At 66.6% G+C, this 14,981-nt stretch carries 14 protein-coding genes; 9 read left to right on the top strand and 5 right to left on the bottom strand.

Going from position 1 to position 14,981, the window contains the following annotated elements; genetic code table 11:
• The first annotated feature begins 18 nt into the window (after positions 1-18).
• From K6L26_RS13145 to K6L26_RS13120, 6 genes are all read left to right on the top strand, one after another.
• On the top strand, positions 19-1,302 hold the full coding sequence (locus tag K6L26_RS13145) for a PucR family transcriptional regulator (RefSeq protein WP_019346330.1): 1,284 nt from the start codon (positions 19-21) through the stop codon (positions 1,300-1,302).
• A 173-nt stretch (positions 1,303-1,475) separates the two neighbouring features.
• The gene (locus tag K6L26_RS13140; protein WP_109789864.1) at positions 1,476-2,396 is read left to right on the top strand and encodes an ACP S-malonyltransferase; all 921 of its coding nucleotides are present in this window, start codon (positions 1,476-1,478) and stop codon (positions 2,394-2,396) included.
• 105 nt (positions 2,397-2,501) lie between these two features.
• The gene (gene acpM, locus K6L26_RS13135) at positions 2,502-2,798 is read left to right on the top strand and encodes a meromycolate extension acyl carrier protein AcpM (protein ID WP_003884427.1); all 297 of its coding nucleotides are present in this window, start codon (positions 2,502-2,504) and stop codon (positions 2,796-2,798) included.
• On the top strand, positions 2,795-4,045 hold the full coding sequence (gene kasA / locus K6L26_RS13130) for a 3-oxoacyl-ACP synthase KasA (RefSeq protein WP_019346328.1): 1,251 nt from the start codon (positions 2,795-2,797) through the stop codon (positions 4,043-4,045). Before acpM ends, kasA begins: the two co-directional genes overlap by 4 nt.
• A gap of 75 nt (positions 4,046-4,120) precedes the next feature.
• The gene (kasB, locus tag K6L26_RS13125) at positions 4,121-5,374 is read left to right on the top strand and encodes a 3-oxoacyl-ACP synthase KasB (protein WP_036393812.1); all 1,254 of its coding nucleotides are present in this window, start codon (positions 4,121-4,123) and stop codon (positions 5,372-5,374) included.
• Positions 5,375-5,406: 32 nt separating this feature from the next.
• A complete protein-coding gene (locus tag K6L26_RS13120) occupies positions 5,407-6,828 on the top strand; it encodes an acyl-CoA carboxylase subunit beta (RefSeq protein ID WP_003884430.1) in 1,422 nt (473 codons plus the stop codon).
• Between the two features lie 75 nt (positions 6,829-6,903).
• On the opposite strand, the gene K6L26_RS13115 is transcribed toward K6L26_RS13120, so the two are convergent.
• Positions 6,904-7,653 carry an SDR family oxidoreductase gene (locus tag K6L26_RS13115; protein ID WP_221853240.1) on the bottom strand — a complete coding sequence of 250 codons (750 nt, stop codon included), beginning with the start codon at positions 7,651-7,653 and terminating at the stop codon, positions 6,904-6,906.
• A gap of 85 nt (positions 7,654-7,738) precedes the next feature.
• Between K6L26_RS13115 and K6L26_RS13110 the strand changes: the two genes are divergently transcribed.
• On the top strand, positions 7,739-8,614 hold the full coding sequence (locus tag K6L26_RS13110; protein ID WP_221853239.1) for a LysR family transcriptional regulator: 876 nt from the start codon (positions 7,739-7,741) through the stop codon (positions 8,612-8,614).
• Between the two features lie 10 nt (positions 8,615-8,624).
• On the opposite strand, the gene K6L26_RS13105 is transcribed toward K6L26_RS13110, so the two are convergent.
• Positions 8,625-10,172, bottom strand: coding sequence for a glycerol-3-phosphate dehydrogenase/oxidase (locus tag K6L26_RS13105; protein WP_076212964.1), 1,548 nt, complete (start codon positions 10,170-10,172; stop codon positions 8,625-8,627).
• Positions 10,169-10,756 (bottom strand): TetR/AcrR family transcriptional regulator, encoded by a 588-nt coding sequence (locus K6L26_RS13100; RefSeq protein WP_036394261.1) that lies wholly within the window; start codon positions 10,754-10,756, stop codon positions 10,169-10,171. Before K6L26_RS13100 ends, K6L26_RS13105 begins: the two co-directional genes overlap by 4 nt.
• A gap of 50 nt (positions 10,757-10,806) precedes the next feature.
• Here K6L26_RS13100 and K6L26_RS13095 point away from each other — a divergent pair, with 50 nt between their 5' ends.
• Both K6L26_RS13095 and K6L26_RS13090 read left to right on the top strand, forming a co-directional pair.
• Positions 10,807-12,387: an FAD-binding oxidoreductase gene (locus K6L26_RS13095; RefSeq protein WP_221853386.1), complete on the top strand. Its 1,581-nt coding sequence runs from the start codon at positions 10,807-10,809 to the stop codon at positions 12,385-12,387.
• The gene (locus K6L26_RS13090; RefSeq protein ID WP_085140190.1) at positions 12,384-13,283 is read left to right on the top strand and encodes a diacylglycerol kinase; all 900 of its coding nucleotides are present in this window, start codon (positions 12,384-12,386) and stop codon (positions 13,281-13,283) included. Before K6L26_RS13095 ends, K6L26_RS13090 begins: the two co-directional genes overlap by 4 nt.
• On the opposite strand, the gene K6L26_RS13085 is transcribed toward K6L26_RS13090, so the two are convergent.
• Together K6L26_RS13085 and K6L26_RS13080 are read right to left on the bottom strand one after the other, a co-directional pair.
• Positions 13,193-14,242, bottom strand: coding sequence for an alpha/beta hydrolase (locus K6L26_RS13085; protein WP_085140191.1), 1,050 nt, complete (start codon positions 14,240-14,242; stop codon positions 13,193-13,195). The two genes, K6L26_RS13090 and K6L26_RS13085, sit on opposite strands and share 91 nt — an antisense overlap.
• Positions 14,243-14,257: 15 nt before the next feature.
• Entirely contained in the window at positions 14,258-14,893 is a 636-nt protein-coding gene (locus K6L26_RS13080) for a TetR/AcrR family transcriptional regulator (protein WP_085140192.1), read from the bottom strand.
• Positions 14,894-14,981: the final 88 nt, after the last annotated feature.

Raw genomic sequence — 14,981 nt, 5'->3', positions numbered from 1 at the left:
GTGGCGTAGCTTTTAGGGATGCCCGACAAGCGGTTTGTGCCGCCGAAGTCGACCGTCGAGGTCCTGGAGAGCGTGCCCGACTCGACGCTGCGCCGGCTGAAGCAGTATTCCGGCCGGCTGGCGACCGAGGCGGTGCACGCCATGGCCGAGCGCCTGGATTTTTTCTCCGACCTCGACGCGTCGCAGCGGGCCAGCGTGCAGCTGGTCGTGCAAACCGCCGTCGTCAACTTCGTCGAATGGATGCGGGACCCGGAGAGCGACGTCAGCTATACCGCGCAGGCCTTCGAGGTGGTGCCGCAGGACCTGCGCCGACGTATCGCGTTGCGTCAGTCCGTCGAGATGGTGCGTACGTCGATGGAGTTCTTCGAAGAAGTGGTACCGCTGCTGGCCAGGTCCGAAGAGCAGCTCAACGCGCTGACCGCGGGCATCCTGCGCTACAGCCGGGACCTGGCATTCGCGGCGGCCAGCGCGTATGCCGACCAGGCCGAGGCCCGCGGGGCCTGGGATCTGCGGATGGAGGCCAACGTCGTCGATGCGGTGGTGCGCGGCGATACCGGCCCCGAGCTGCAGTCACAGGCGGCGGCGCTGAACTGGGATGCCACTGCGCCGGCCACGGTGATCGTCGGCCTGCCCCGCTCGGACCGGTTGGACCTGGCTCGCGACGACATCCACGACGCCGTCAAACGTCATGACCGGGCGGCGCTGTCGGATGTGCACGGCACCTGGCTGATCACGATCGTCTCTGGCGCGCTGGCAGCAACCGATCGTTTCCTGGTCGACCTGCTGTCGGTGTTCGCCGACGGGCCGGTGGTGATCGGGCCGACCACCCCCACGCTGATCGCGGCCCACCGCAGTGCCACCGAGGCGATCTCCGGCATGAACGCGGTGACCGGCTGGCCCGGCGCGCCCCGGCCGGTGGCGGCGCGCGAGCTGCTGCCCGAGCGCGCTCTGCTGGGCGACGCGACGGCCATCGCCGCACTGGAAACCGAGGTCATGCGGCCGTTGGCGGATGCCGGCCCGGCGCTCACGGAGACTCTCGACGCGTTCCTGGATTCGGGCGGCGCCATAGAAGCTTGTGCTCGCAAATTGTTCGTTCATCCAAACACGGTGCGCTACCGACTGAAACGGATCGGCGACTTCACCGGCCGTGACCCCGCCGTGCCGCGGGACGCCTATGTACTGCGCGTAGCGTCGACGGTTGGCCGACTGAGCAAACAGGCATACCAGTCGAGCACGCTAAATGGCGGAGCCCGCGTGCTTCCGGCGGTTCGTCCGGCACAGCCGGGCGGTCAGCTCGGCTGATCTTGGTCTGCCCGGCGCGACGACACCCGGTGACAGATTTCGCTGAGGTATAGGGAAAGTCGCATCACATGCACTTTTGTGGGGAACCTACAAAAACATAAGACAAGGTTCATAATCTCTTACACCCCACAAAACCGTCTTCACAGTGTTCTCTTAATGACGTGCCTCAACCCGTGCTCGCATTGCTTGCTCCCGGACAGGGATCGCAGACGCCCGGCATGCTCTCCGCTTGGCTGGAGCTGCCCGGTGCCGCCGATCGCCTCGCCACGTGGTCGCAGATCAGCGGCCTGGACCTGGCGCGGCTGGGAACCACCGCCACCGCCGAGGAGATCACCGACACCGCGGTGACACAGCCTCTGGTGGTGGCCGCCACGCTGCTGGCCTATGAGGAACTGACCAAGCGCGGAGTGCCCCAAACCGCAGAGACCATCGTCGCGGGCCACTCGGTGGGCGAGATCGCCGCCTACGCGATTGCGGGCGTCATCTCCGCCGACGATGCGGTCAAGCTGGCCGCCACCCGTGGCGCCGAGATGGCCAAGGCCTGCGCCGTCGAACCGACCGGCATGTCGGCGGTGCTCGGCGGCGACGAGGCCGAGGTGCTCGCCCGACTGGAGTCGCTCGACCTGGTTCCGGCCAACCGCAACGCCGCCGGCCAGATCGTGGCCGCCGGTGCGGTCGCGGCCCTGGAGAAGCTCGCCGAGGATCCGCCGGCCAAGGCCCGGGTTCGTCAGCTGGCGACCGCGGGCGCGTTCCACACCCATTACATGGCTTCCGCGCTGGACGGATACGCCGCCGCTGCGGAGTCTGTAACAACCTCCGAGCCGACCGCGACACTTCTGTCGAACGCAGACGGCCAGCCGGTCGCCTCGGCCGCCGACGCGATGGAAAAGCTGGTGTCCCAGCTGACCAAGCCGGTGCGCTGGGATCTTTGCACCGCCACCATGCGGGATCGTTTCTCCGGTGCCGAGCGCGCCGGAATCATCGAGTTCCCGCCGGCGGGCACCCTCGTCGGCATCGCGAAACGTGAACTCAAGGGCACGCCGACCCGCGCGGTCAAGGCCCCTGCCGATCTGGACGGCTTGGACGAGCTCTGAGTCCGCCGACAACCGAATAGCAGTAGCACCAACGCAGTACCAACCGAACGTCCCGAATTGTCCTCCGCACCCGGGGGGCGCTTTCAACAACAAGAAGGAGCCATCGTGGCCGCCAGTCAAGAAGAAATCATCGCCGGTCTCGCCGAGATCATCGAAGAGGTCACCGGCATCGAGCCGTCCGAGGTGACCCCTGAGAAGAGCTTCGTCGACGACCTGGACATCGACTCGCTGTCGATGGTCGAGATCGCCGTGCAGACCGAGGACAAGTACGGCGTGAAGATCCCCGACGAGGATCTGGCCGGCCTGCGCACCGTTGGTGACGTGGTCTCCTACATCCAGAAGCTCGAGGAAGAGAACCCCGAGGCTGCCGCCGCCCTGCGCGAGAAGTTTGGCTCGGAATGAGCAAACCTTCCACTGCTAACGGAGGCTTCCCGAACGTCGTGGTGACCGCCGTGGAGGCCACCACGGCGCTCGCTGCTGACATCGAGAGCACGTGGAAGGGCCTCCTGGCCGGAGAAAGCGGCATCCATGAGTTGACCGACGACTTCGTCACCAAGTGGGACCTTCCGGTGCGGATCGGCGGTCACCTGGTCGACGACATCGACAGTCACCTCACCCGCATCGAACTGCGCCGCAACTCCTACGTGCAGCGCATGTCACTGGTGCTGGCCCGCCGGCTGTGGAAGAACGCCGGAGCGCCCGAGGTCGATCCGGATCGCTTCTCGGTCGTGATCGGCACGGGCCTCGGCGGCGGCGAGAAGATCGTCGAGACCTATGACGCCATGAACGAGGGCGGGATCCGCAAGGTCAGCCCGCTCGCCGTTCAGATGATCATGCCCAACGGTGCGGCCGCGGTCGCCGGTCTTGAGCTCGGCGCCCGCGCCGGGGTCATCACGCCGGTGTCAGCGTGTTCGTCGGGATCTGAGGCCATCGCCCACGGCTGGCGTCAGATCGTGATGGGCGACGCGGACTTCGCCGTCGTCGGCGGCGTGGAAGGCGGCATCGAGGCGCTGCCGATCGCGGCGTTCTCGATGATGCGCGCCATGTCGACCCGCAACGAAGATCCCGCGGGTGCCTCTCGGCCGTTCGACAAGGACCGTGACGGATTCGTGTTCGGCGAGGCCGGCGCGATGATGATCATCGAGACCGAGGAGCACGCCCTGGCCCGTGGCGCCAAGCCGCTGGCTCGGCTGATGGGCGCCGGTATCACCTCGGACGCGTTCCACATGGTGGCCCCGGCGGACAACGGTGTGCGCGCCGGTGCCGCGATGAAGCGGGCCCTGGAAACCGCCGGGCTGGAAGCCAAGGACATCGACCACGTCAATGCCCACGGCACGGCCACCCCGATCGGTGACACCGCTGAGGCCAATGCCATCCGGGTCGCCGGATGCCAGAACGCCGCGGTGTACGCGCCGAAGTCGGCTCTGGGTCACTCGATCGGTGCGGTCGGTGCGCTGGAGTCGGTGCTGACGGTGCTCGCGTTGCGCGACGGGGTCATCCCTCCGACGCTGAACTATGAGACACCGGATCCTGAGATCGATCTCGATGTGGTTGCGGGCGAGCCTCGTTATGGCGACTACAAGTACGCCATCAACAACTCGTTCGGGTTCGGCGGCCACAATGTGGCCCTGGCCTTCGGTAAGTACTGAGCTAGAACCCAGCCTGGTCGGGGGGCCCGGGCCGCAGCCCGGAAGGTAGACACGGAAGGGAAGAACACAGTAAATATGGCGGGATTGTCCACTGGGAACGGTCTTCCCAATGTGGTTGTCACCGGCGTAGCCATGTCGACGGCGCTGGCAACCGATGCTGAAAGCACCTGGAAGAAGCTGCTCGATGGTCAGAGCGGCATCCGGAAGCTCACCGACGGGTTCGTCGAGGAGTATGACCTGCCGGTTCGCATCGGCGGCCATCTCCTCGAAGAGTTCGACTCCGAACTGACGCGGGTCGAACTGCGCCGGCTGTCATATTTGCAGAAGATGGCGACGGTCATCGGCCGCCGGGTCTGGGCCAATGCCGGCTCACCCGAGGTCGATGCCCGCCGTCTCATGGTGTCGATCGGCACCGGTCTGGGTTCGACCGAAGAACTCGTGTTCGCCTATGACGGCATGCGGGCCAAGGGCCTGCGCGCCGTGTCGCCGCTGGTGGTGCAGATGTACATGCCCAACGGCGCGGCGGCCGCCATCGGTCTCGAGCGCAAGGCCAAGGCCGGGGTGTGTACCTCGATCTCGGCCTGCGCGTCGGGTTCCGAAGCGATCGCCAACGCATGGCGTCAGATCGTCCTCGGTGAGGCCGATATGGCGATCTGCGGTGGCGTCGAGACCAAGATCGAGGCAGTGCCGATCGCCGGGTTCGCCCAGATGCGCATCGTGCTGTCCAACTCCAACGACGATCCCGAAGGCGCCTGCAAGCCCTTCGACAAGGATCGCAACGGCTTCGTCTTCGGCGAGGCCGGCGCCCTGATGGTCATCGAGACCGAGGAGCATGCCAAGGCGCGCGGCGCCAACATCCTGGGCCGCATCATGGGTGCCAGCGTGACCTCCGACGGCTACCACATCGTGGCCCCGGATCCCAACGGTGAGCAGGCCGGTTACGCCATGACCCGGGCCATCCAACTGGCGGGTCTGCAGCCCACCGATATCGACCACGTCAACGCCCATGCCACCGGCACCAACGTCGGCGACGTGGCCGAGAGCAAGGCGATCAACAACGCGATGGGCGGCCACAAGCCCGCGGTCTACGCGCCCAAGGCGGCGCTGGGCCACTCGGTCGGTGCGGTCGGTGCGGTGGAATCCATCCTGACGGTGCTGGCGTTGCGCGACGGTGTGATTCCGCCGACGCGCAACCTGCAGAACCTCGATCCGGAGATCGATCTGGACGTTGTCGCCGGTGAGCCGCGACAGGGTGATTTCAAGTACGCAATCAACAATTCGTTCGGATTCGGTGGGCACAACGTCGCGCTCGCCTTCGGAAAGTACTGAGACTCCAGCGCTTTCCACCAAAGGAGACCTTTATGACGATCATGGCCCCCGAGGCAGCCGCCGAATCACTCGATCCTCGTGATCCGCTGTTGCGCCTGCAGACGTTCTTCGACGACGGCAGCGTCGAACTGCTCCATGAGCGCGACCGTTCCGGCGTGCTCGCGGCGGCCGGCACCGTCAACGGTGTTCGGACGATCGCGTTCTGCACCGATGGCACCGTGATGGGCGGTGCCATGGGCATCGAGGGCTGTGCCCACATCGTCAACGCCTACGACACCGCGATCGAGGAACAGAGCCCGATCGTCGGTATCTGGCACTCGGGCGGCGCCCGGCTGGCCGAGGGTGTCAAGGCGCTGCACGCGGTCGGTCTGGTGTTCGAGGCGATGATCCGGGCGTCCGGCTACATTCCGCAGATCTCGGTGGTCGTCGGCTTCGCGGCCGGCGGCGCGGCCTACGGGCCCGCCCTGACCGACGTCATCATCATGGCCCCGGACAGCAAGGTGTTCGTCACCGGTCCGGACGTGGTCCGCAGTGTCACCGGTGAGGACGTCGACATGGTCTCGCTCGGCGGCCCCGACGCGCACCACAAGAAGTCCGGCGTGTGCCACATCGTCGCCGACGACGAACTCGACGCCTACGAGCGCGGCCGTCGCCTGGTCGGATTGTTCAGCCAGCAGGGCCATTTCGATCGCAGCAAGGCCGAGGCCGGCGACACCGACCTGGCCGCGCTGATGCCCGAGTCCGCGCGGCGCGCCTACGACGTGCACCCGATCGTCGAGGCACTGCTCGACGAGGGCGTGCCGTTCGAGGAGTTCCAGGCCAAGTGGGCCCCGTCGATCGTGGTCGGCCTGGGCCGGCTGGCCGGTCGCACGGTCGGTGTGATCGCCAACAACCCGCTGCGCCTCGGCGGCTGCCTGAACTCCGAAAGCGCCGAGAAGTCAGCGCGTTTCGTGCGGCTGTGCGATGCGTTCGGTATCCCGCTGGTGGTCGTCGTCGACGTTCCCGGCTACCTGCCCGGTGTGGACCAGGAGTGGGGCGGTGTGGTGCGTCGTGGCGCCAAGCTGCTGCACGCGTTCGGTGAGTCCTCGGTCCCCCGCGTCACCCTGGTGACCCGCAAGATCTACGGCGGCGCCTACATCGCGATGAACTCGCGGTCGCTCAACGCCACCAAGGTGTTCGCCTGGCCGGACGCCGAGGTCGCCGTCATGGGCGCCAAGGCCGCGGTGGGCATCCTGCACAAGCGCAAGCTGGCCGCCGCGCCGGATCACGAGCGTGAGGCGCTGCACGAGGAGCTCGCCATCGAGCATGAGCGCATCGCCGGCGGCGTGGATTCCGCGATCGAGATCGGCGTGGTCGACGAGAAGATCGATCCGGCCCACACCCGCAGCAAGCTGACGCAGGCGTTGGCCGAGGCCCCGCACCGGCGCGGCCGCCACAAGAACATCCCGCTGTAACTCGCATTCCCGCGAGCAGACGCAAATGTCCCCCAAAACTGTTGTTTTGGGGGACATTTGCGTCTGCTCGGCGTACTAGCGCGTGGTGTAGCCGCCGTTGGCGAAGATGGTCTGCCCGTTGATCCAGTGCCCCTCGTCGGCCAGGAACACGACCAGCGGGGCGATGTCGGTGATCTCGGTCAGCCGGTTGCCCATCGCCTGCGACTTGTGAAACTCGACGCGCTCCGGGGTCTCCTGCGGGTAGAAGAACGGCGTGTCCATCGGGCCGGGCGCCACGTTGTTGACGTTGATGCCCCGCACGCCGAACTCTTTGGATGCCGCGCGGGTGAAATGCTCGACGGGGCTCTTGGAGCCGGCGTAGGTGGAGTAACCGTCGGTGTAGGCCGCCAGCAGCGCCGTGACGATGGTGATCACCGATCCATTGTCGGCCAGGCGCTTGCCGGCCTGTTGCAGAAAGAAGTAGGCGGCCTTGGCGTTGATGTCGAACATCGAATCGTATTCGGCCTCAGTGGTTTCCACGAACGGCTTGCGCAACACCTTGCCGACGGTGTTGACCGCGATGTCGACGCTGCCGAAGGCGTCGATCGCCGTCTCGAAGAGCTTCTCGACGTTGGCCGGCACTGTCAGGTCGCCCTGTACTTTGACGGCCTTGACGCCCGCAGCCTGCACGGCGGCCACCGTCTTGTCGGCATCGGCCTCAGACGAGTCACTGTTGTAGTGAACTGCGACGTTGACACCCCTCGAAGCCAACGTCGTGCTGATCAGGCCACCCAGGTTCTTCGCACCAGCGGCAACGATTGCTGATTTACCCTCTAGTTTGCTCACAAGCGCCAGCGTAGTTTTGCAATCCACAAATGGATAACGCAAAATACCGATATATTCACAAGGAAAATTTGTATAAGGTGGTCCGGTGTCCCTGAATGCACCTGATCTGCGGCGTTTACGTCAGTTCATCGCCATAGGCGACCTCGGCAGCATTACGGCGGCGGCCACCTCGCTGCACATTAGCCAACAGGCGCTCAGCAGCTCGATGCAGCAACTGGAGAAAGATCTCAATGCCACGCTGTTCCGGCGTGAGGGCCGCCGCCTGACGCTCACCCGGGCGGGTGAACTACTTCTGGCCGAGGGACGCACACTGCTCGCGGCGGCGCGCACCGTGGCAGAGCGGGTGGCGCAGGCCGACGGTGGCGCCGCGGAGAACTTCGTCATCGGCCACACCCCGGCTCTCAGCGGCAGCGAGGCCTACACCCTTCTCGAACCCGCCGTCACGGCATTTCCGAACGCCTCGTTCACCTTCCGGCAGCTCTACCCCGATCAGCTCGGTGCTGCCGTTCTCGACGGCACGGTGCACCTGGGACTGCGGCGCGGCGTGGTGCCCACCAACGCATTGGCCACGGCGATCCTCGGTTACGACCGCGTCCGGCTGGCGCTGCCGCGCGAACACCGGTTGGCCGGCCAAGCCGCCGTGGGCATACACGAGCTCGCCGGGGAGCGTATCGCGCTGTGGGCGCCGCCGGGAGCGTCGTACTACAGCGACTTTCTGATGGCGGCGTGCCGTCGCGCGGGATTCGAACCCGACTATGTCGTCAGCCGGGTTCAAGGTGCGGCCACCGTGGCCGCACCGCTCACCACGGGCGCCGCCACCTTCGTCACCACGGCGCCCGGCCCGGCCATGGGTGGTCGCGTCGTGGTCACCGAACTCGAACCTCCACTGCTGGTGGGCACTCAGGCGATGTGGCAGCGCCACACCAGCTCAACGATCCGAGACATCCTCCTCACCAAATAGCGGAATGCCACTACTGGACTCCCCCGAATTCGGCGATCATGTCGGCAGCCACGTCGGCGGCACGGTCTCGGTCGGCGCTGACAAGACCGATACGCGTGCGCCGGTCCAGGATGTCGTCGGCGCACAGGGCGCCTTCATGGGTGACGGCGTATTCGAATTCCGCACGGATGACGTCAATTCCGTCGGCCACCGGTTCGGTGGGGCGGGAACAGCGCGCCCGCGCGATCACGTTGGGCGCCTCAGCCCCGTACCGGGCGACGAGTGAGGACGGCAGTTCATGCTCAGAGCGCAGCGTGGATACCGGGTTGGCCGGTGCGCCGACCAGTGGCAGGTTGGCGGTGCGACAGCCACCGGCGGTGAGTCCGCGCAGAACCAGTGCCCGGTCCAGCACGTCCTGGGCCATGTACCGGTATTCGGTGAGCTTGCCGCCGATGATGCTGATGACACCGGTCGCCGACTCCACGACCGCGTGTTCGCGGGACACGTCGGCGGTGTTGCCCTCCCCGGTGTCGATGAGCGGCCGCAGCCCGGCGTAGGCTCCGCGCACATCGGATACCCCGAGTTCGGTGGCCAGCGCGGTGTTGACGGTGTCGAGCAGAAAGCTGATCTCACCCGGAGTCGGTTGTGGCACATCGGGAATGGGGCCCGGCGCATCCTCGTCGGTCAACCCGAGGTAGACCCTGCCGAGTTGTTCGGGCATGGCGAAGACGAACCGGTTCAACTCCCCCGGTATCGGAATGGTCAGCGCCGCAGTCGGATTGCCGAACACCGCGGCGTCGAACACGAGATGTGTCCCCCGGCTGGGCCTCAGGGTGAGCGCCGGGTCCAGATCGCCGGCCCACACTCCGGCGGCGTTGACGATGACGCGCGCGGTCGCGTCGAAAGATTCCCCGGTCAGTTCGTCGGTCAGGCGCACCCAGGATGCGCCTGCGGCGGCGGCCGACACCCTGGTCAGGATGCGGGCTCCGTGCTGCGCGGCGGTGCGTGCGACGGCCGTCACCAGGCGGGCATCGTCGATGAGCTGACCGTCGTAGGCCAGGAATCCGCCGTCGAGTCCTTGGGTACGGACGGTGGGAGCCAATTCGGCAGTACGGTGTGCGTCCACCCGGCGGGATCGCGGAAGGGTCGATGCACTGGTGCCGGCGAGCCTGCGCAGGCCGTCGCCTGCCACGAATCCGGTGCGCACCAACGCGCGCGAAGCGCGTCCCATCGACGGCAGCAACGGCACCAGCTGGGGCATGGCCTTGACGAGGTGAGGTGCGTTGCGGGTCATCAGGATTCCGCGTTCGATGGCACTGCGGCGGGCAATCCCGATGTTGCCGGTGGCCAGGTAACGCAGCCCCCCGTGCACGAGTTTGGAACTCCACCGGCTGGTTCCGAACGCGAGATCGTGTTTTTCCACCAGCGCCACCTGCAGGCCCCGCGCGGCGGCATCCAGCGCGATGCCCGCACCGGTGATTCCGCCGCCGATGACGATCACGTCGAGGTCTTCCCCGCCGGCCAGGGCGGCCAATTCCGTTGCGCGCCTGGTGCGGTTGAGTGCGGTGGGGCCGGTCACGAGGCCAGGTATCCGTTCAGCGCGTGAGCGAGTTCGACCGCCAGCGCCTCGGCGTCGAGGATGGGCTCGACCATCTGCGCCGACTGGATCGCCGATTGCGTGATGAGCAGGCACATCGTGGCCAGCTGGCGAGGGTCACCGGGCCGGACGCGGTCACTTTTCCGACCGACCTCCTGGGCGAGCTTGAGCTCGCCGGCCAGCGCGTCGATCAGGATCTGCTGGCTGGTGCCCAGCCGCTCGGCGATGTAGATCATCGCCACCTCGGGTGCGGAATGCAGCACCGCCATGATCACCTCGTCGTGGCGCAAGCGTGCGGCCACCGCCACCATGCGGGCCACCAGCGCCGCACGCCCGGGCCCTTGACTACCGGTTTCGTCGAGCACACCCACGATCCGCGCGGTCAGCAGCGCGGCCAGGATCGATTGGGTATCGGGGAAGCGGCGGTACACGGTCGGTCGGCTCACCCCGGCCCGCCGGGCGATCTCGGCCAGGGTGACCCGGTCCACGCCGAAGGCCAGCACGCAGCTGGCGGCGGCATCCAAGATCTGGTCGCTCAGTGATCCATCGTTACTGATTGACATCATGTGTAATACTGTAACGCATGACTCAGCCGGCCGAACAGTTTCTGCCTCCGATGAAGTGGAATGCCTGGGGCGACCCGCAGGCGGCCAAGCCGCTGTCCGAGGGAATCCGGTCCCTGCTCCAGCAGGCCCTGGGTGTCGAGGCCGCGTCGGCGGCGGAGCCGACGCCCGATCAGGTCGAGTTGCGCCCCTCGGCACTGTCCGACGCCGATCGAGACGCCCTGGTCGCGATCGTCGGCGCACCACACTGCCGTACCGACACGGAGTCGCGGCTACTGCACGCCGGAGGCAAGTCCACATTGGACCTGTTGCGCCGCAATGGTTCCGGCATCCAAGATGCGCCCGATGCGGTGCTGCTGCCCGGAACCGAGAACGAGATAGCCGAGGTGCTCCGCATGTGCGCCGAGCATCGCATCGCCGTCGTCCCGTTCGGCGGCGGTACCAGCGTGGTAGGTGGGCTCGATCCCCTGCGCGGCGAGTTCAATGCCGTCGTCACGCTGGATCTGCGCCGGTTCGACGCACTGCACAGCCTCGATCCGGTCGCCGGCGAAGCCGAGCTCGGTGCGGGAGTCACCGGCCCGCAGGCCGAGGCCCTGCTCGGGGCGCACGGCTTTTCGCTCGGCCACTTTCCGCAAAGCTTCCAGTTCGCCACCATCGGCGGGTTCGCCGCCACCCGCTCCTCGGGCCAGGATTCGGCCGGTTACGGACGCTTCGACGACATGGTGCGCGGGCTGCGCGCCGTCACCCCGGCGGGCACACTCGAACTCGGCCGGGCTCCCGCCTCGGCGGCCGGCCCGGATCTGCGCCAACTACTACTCGGCTCGGAGGGTGTGTTCGGCGTCATCACCCGGGTGCGGGTCCGCGTGCACCCCATCCCTGAGACCACGCGTTACGAGGCATGGTCCTTCCCCGATTTCGCCACCGGCGCCGAGGCGCTGCGGGCCGTCACCCAGACCGGCACCGGCCCGACGGTGATCCGGCTGTCCGACGAGGCGGAGACCGGCGTCAACCTCGCCACCACGGAAACCATTGGTGAGCGGAGTATTACCGGCGGTTGCCTGGCGATCACCTTGTTCGAAGGCACTGCGGCACACACCCAGAGCCGTCACGAGGAGACGCGCGCAGTCCTGCAAGCACACGGCGGCACATCACTGGGCGAGGACCCGGCACGCGCCTGGGAACACGGCCGGTTCAACGCCCCCTATCTGCGCGATTCTCTGCTGGCCGCCGGAGCGCTCTGCGAGACGCTGGAAACCGCCACCACGTGGTCCAATCTGCCAGCGTTGAAAGTCGCGGTAACCGAGGCACTGACCACCGCGCTGGCCGAATCCGGCACGCCGGCCTTGGTGATGTGCCACATTTCGCATGTGTACCCCACCGGCGCCTCGCTGTACTTCACGGTCGTCGCCGCCCAGCGTGGCAATCCGATCGAGCAGTGGCAGGCCGCCAAAAAAGCGGCCTCCGACGCCATGGTGGGCACTGGCGGCACCATCACCCACCACCACGCCGTCGGCGCGGATCACCGTCCGTGGATGCGGGACGAGATCGGCGATCTTGGCGTCGAGGTGCTGCGCGCCGTCAAGGCCACGCTGGATCCGGCCGGAATCCTCAACCCGGGCAAGTTGATTCCGTGAATCGGGTAACGGTCCTGACCAATCCGATGTCGGGCCACGGCAATGCGCCGCACGCCGCCGAGCGGGCAGTCGCACAGCTCCAGCGCCGCGGTATCGACGTGTGCGCGATCGTCGGGACCGATGCCGCGCACGCCCGCCGGTTGGTCGACGAAGCGCTCGACCGCGGCACCGACGCGCTCGTCGTGGTCGGCGGCGACGGCGTGATCTCCCTGGCGCTGCAGGCGCTGGCCACCGGCGATGTCCCACTGGGCATCGTTCCGGCCGGCACCGGCAACGACCATGCCCGTGAATACCACTTGCCGACAGGAGATCCCGAGGCCGCGGCCGATGTGATCGCCGAGGGCTACACCGAGACGGTCGATCTCGGCCGCATCGAGGACGCCGCCGGCGCGGTGAAGTGGTTCGGCACCGTGATGGCCGCCGGGTTCGATTCGCTGGTCAGCGACCGCACCAACCGGATGCGCTGGCCGCACGGCCGGATGCGCTACAACATCGCGATGCTCGCCGAGATCTCGAAACTACGGCTGCTGCCGTTCCGGCTCACCTTCGATGACGAGCCGGAGATCCGAACCGAACTCACCCTCGCGGCGTTCGGGAACACCCGCAGCTACGGCGGCGGAATGCTGATCTGCCCGGGCGCCGATCACGCGGATGGGCTGCTCGACGTCACAATGATCACCTCGGCGTCCCGCACCAGGCTGATTCGGCTGTTTCCCACGGTTTTCAAGGGCACCCATGTCGATCTCGACGAGGTGACCACCAAGCGCGCCAGGTCGATCCACGTCGAATGCCCGGGGATCAACGCTTACGCCGACGGCGATTTCGCCCTTTCGGTGCCGGTCACGGTGTCAGCGGTGCCCGCGGCGCTGCGACTGCTGGTGCCCACACAATCCTGAATGAACTCGACCATGCAGTCGCGGGCCTCACGGCTCTCCGGCAGAAACGGTAGGAACGCCGGGAAAGCGTGCAGTTGACCGGGCCAAAGCTTGAGAGTGCACTGCCGCCCCGCATCCGTCAGCACTTCATGCATGCGTTCGGCATCGCATCGCAGCGCCTCCGATTCCGCCGCGATGATCAGGCTCGGCGGAAAATCGGTGAGGACGCCGTTGACCGGTGACAGGTCGCGACCGGCCGAATCCTTGGGCCCGACGCATTCGACGATCATCGGCAGGGCGAGCCCGATCCCCATCCGGTCCTCGGCGAAGTTGGCGTGGGCCGAGCGGCGCGCGCAGTCCAGCTCGAGCAGCGGGCTGACCCCGATAACGCCCGCCGGAACACCGATTCCCTGCTCCTGAGCGGCGAGAACCGTCGCGAATGCCAGGAACCCACCTGCTGAGTCCCCCGCCACGACAGTGTGTTCGGGGTCCGCACCCTGGTCCACCAGCCAGCGGTAGGCGCGCAGACAATCGGCGACGGACTCGTCGACCCTCACCTCGGGGTGCTGCCGGTACTCGACGTGCACCACGGGAAGTTGGGTCTGCCGGGCAAGGGCGACCACGACGTGTCGGTGGGTGTCGAACCCGCCGAGAAAGAACCCGCCGCCATGTAGGTAGAGGATGGCGCCATCGACGAGCGGGCGGTGCGCCGATTCAGCCGTGCGGATGGTCTCGACGGTGACCCGACCGAGTGTGATCCGGCTGACCCGCAGCCCCCGCCGCGGACGAAGCCGCTGGAGCCGGGCGAGAGCGTTGATGCGACTTCCGATCGCGGCAAGACGATCTTCGACAGCTCTATTTCCTTGGTAGGCAACCGATCTGTTCACCTGGACCAGCAGCGTTCGGCGGGCGATGCCGTAGCAGGCGCGGGATCTGCGGCTCGGGCGTCGTGTCGACAACGCGGTGGCCGGTGATGCCATCTCAACTCCTCCGGGTTACTTCGACGTTCCCAGTGCGGCAAGCAATTTCACCAGGTGGCTGAATACGTCGGTAAACGGCCGCGCAGGTACCGACGGGTCGATGGCTCGCTGGATGCCCAGACCGATACCGGCACTGAGCAAGAGGTTGCCGAGGTCCTCCAGGCTCGTCGCCACCTCACTATTGGCCAATTCTGTTTCGTTCAGGCCGAGCTCGGCCGACATCGACCGCAGTACGTCGATGACCATCTGTGCGGCTTCGTTGCGCAAGCTCGTGATCATCGCGGAAAGCTCAGGGTTGTTCCGCGACAGCACCGCGAACTCGAGTTCGAGCATGGTCCAGCCGACATCGCCCGCTGTGCGCTCGAGCCAGGCACCCAAGGCATCCACGCGACTGTTGAGTTCCGCGTCGGACATCGCGAGTTCGGCCATCTCGGCGAACTTCTCACGATGGATCAGCTCGAGAACGTCGCGGCACAGGTTGGGTTTACTACCGAAGTTCGAGTACACCGCACCTTTCGAGAAGCCCGCGTCATCGGCGATGTCTTCGAGGCTGGTGGAGGCATATCCGTGGGTCAGGAAGCGCTGTTTGGCGGCCTGCAGGAGTTCGGCCCGGGTCTGTTCCTGGCGTTGAGCCCTGGTCAGCCGCGGCATGCGCTGAATGATAGTTCGCAGCAGACTTTGGGTATTGATTTAACTCAAAGTATTCAGATACCGTCAGTATCCGAATGGTCGTTTTACG

The organism is Mycobacterium farcinogenes (genome assembly GCF_019739075.1).
Taxonomy (GTDB): domain Bacteria; phylum Actinomycetota; class Actinomycetes; order Mycobacteriales; family Mycobacteriaceae; genus Mycobacterium; species Mycobacterium senegalense.
The sequence above is the reverse complement of the archived record's forward strand: the minus strand, read 5'-3'. Positions and strand labels throughout refer to the sequence as shown.

Bases quoted from the DNA above. Each gene is read 5' to 3' on its own strand.
- K6L26_RS13085 (WP_085140191.1), bottom strand. From the start codon at position 14,242: ATGGCATCACCGGCCACCGCGTTGTCGACACGACGCCCGAGCCGCAGA.
- K6L26_RS13145 (WP_019346330.1), top strand. From the start codon at position 19: ATGCCCGACAAGCGGTTTGTGCCGCCGAAGTCGACCGTCGAGGTCCTG.
- kasA (WP_019346328.1), top strand. From the start codon at position 2,795: ATGAGCAAACCTTCCACTGCTAACGGAGGCTTCCCGAACGTCGTGGTG.
- kasB (WP_036393812.1), top strand. From the start codon at position 4,121: ATGGCGGGATTGTCCACTGGGAACGGTCTTCCCAATGTGGTTGTCACC.
- K6L26_RS13100 (WP_036394261.1), bottom strand. From the start codon at position 10,756: ATGATGTCAATCAGTAACGATGGATCACTGAGCGACCAGATCTTGGAT.
- K6L26_RS13080 (WP_085140192.1), bottom strand. From the start codon at position 14,893: ATGCCGCGGCTGACCAGGGCTCAACGCCAGGAACAGACCCGGGCCGAA.
- K6L26_RS13095 (WP_221853386.1), top strand. From the start codon at position 10,807: ATGAAGTGGAATGCCTGGGGCGACCCGCAGGCGGCCAAGCCGCTGTCC.
- K6L26_RS13120 (WP_003884430.1), top strand. From the start codon at position 5,407: ATGACGATCATGGCCCCCGAGGCAGCCGCCGAATCACTCGATCCTCGT.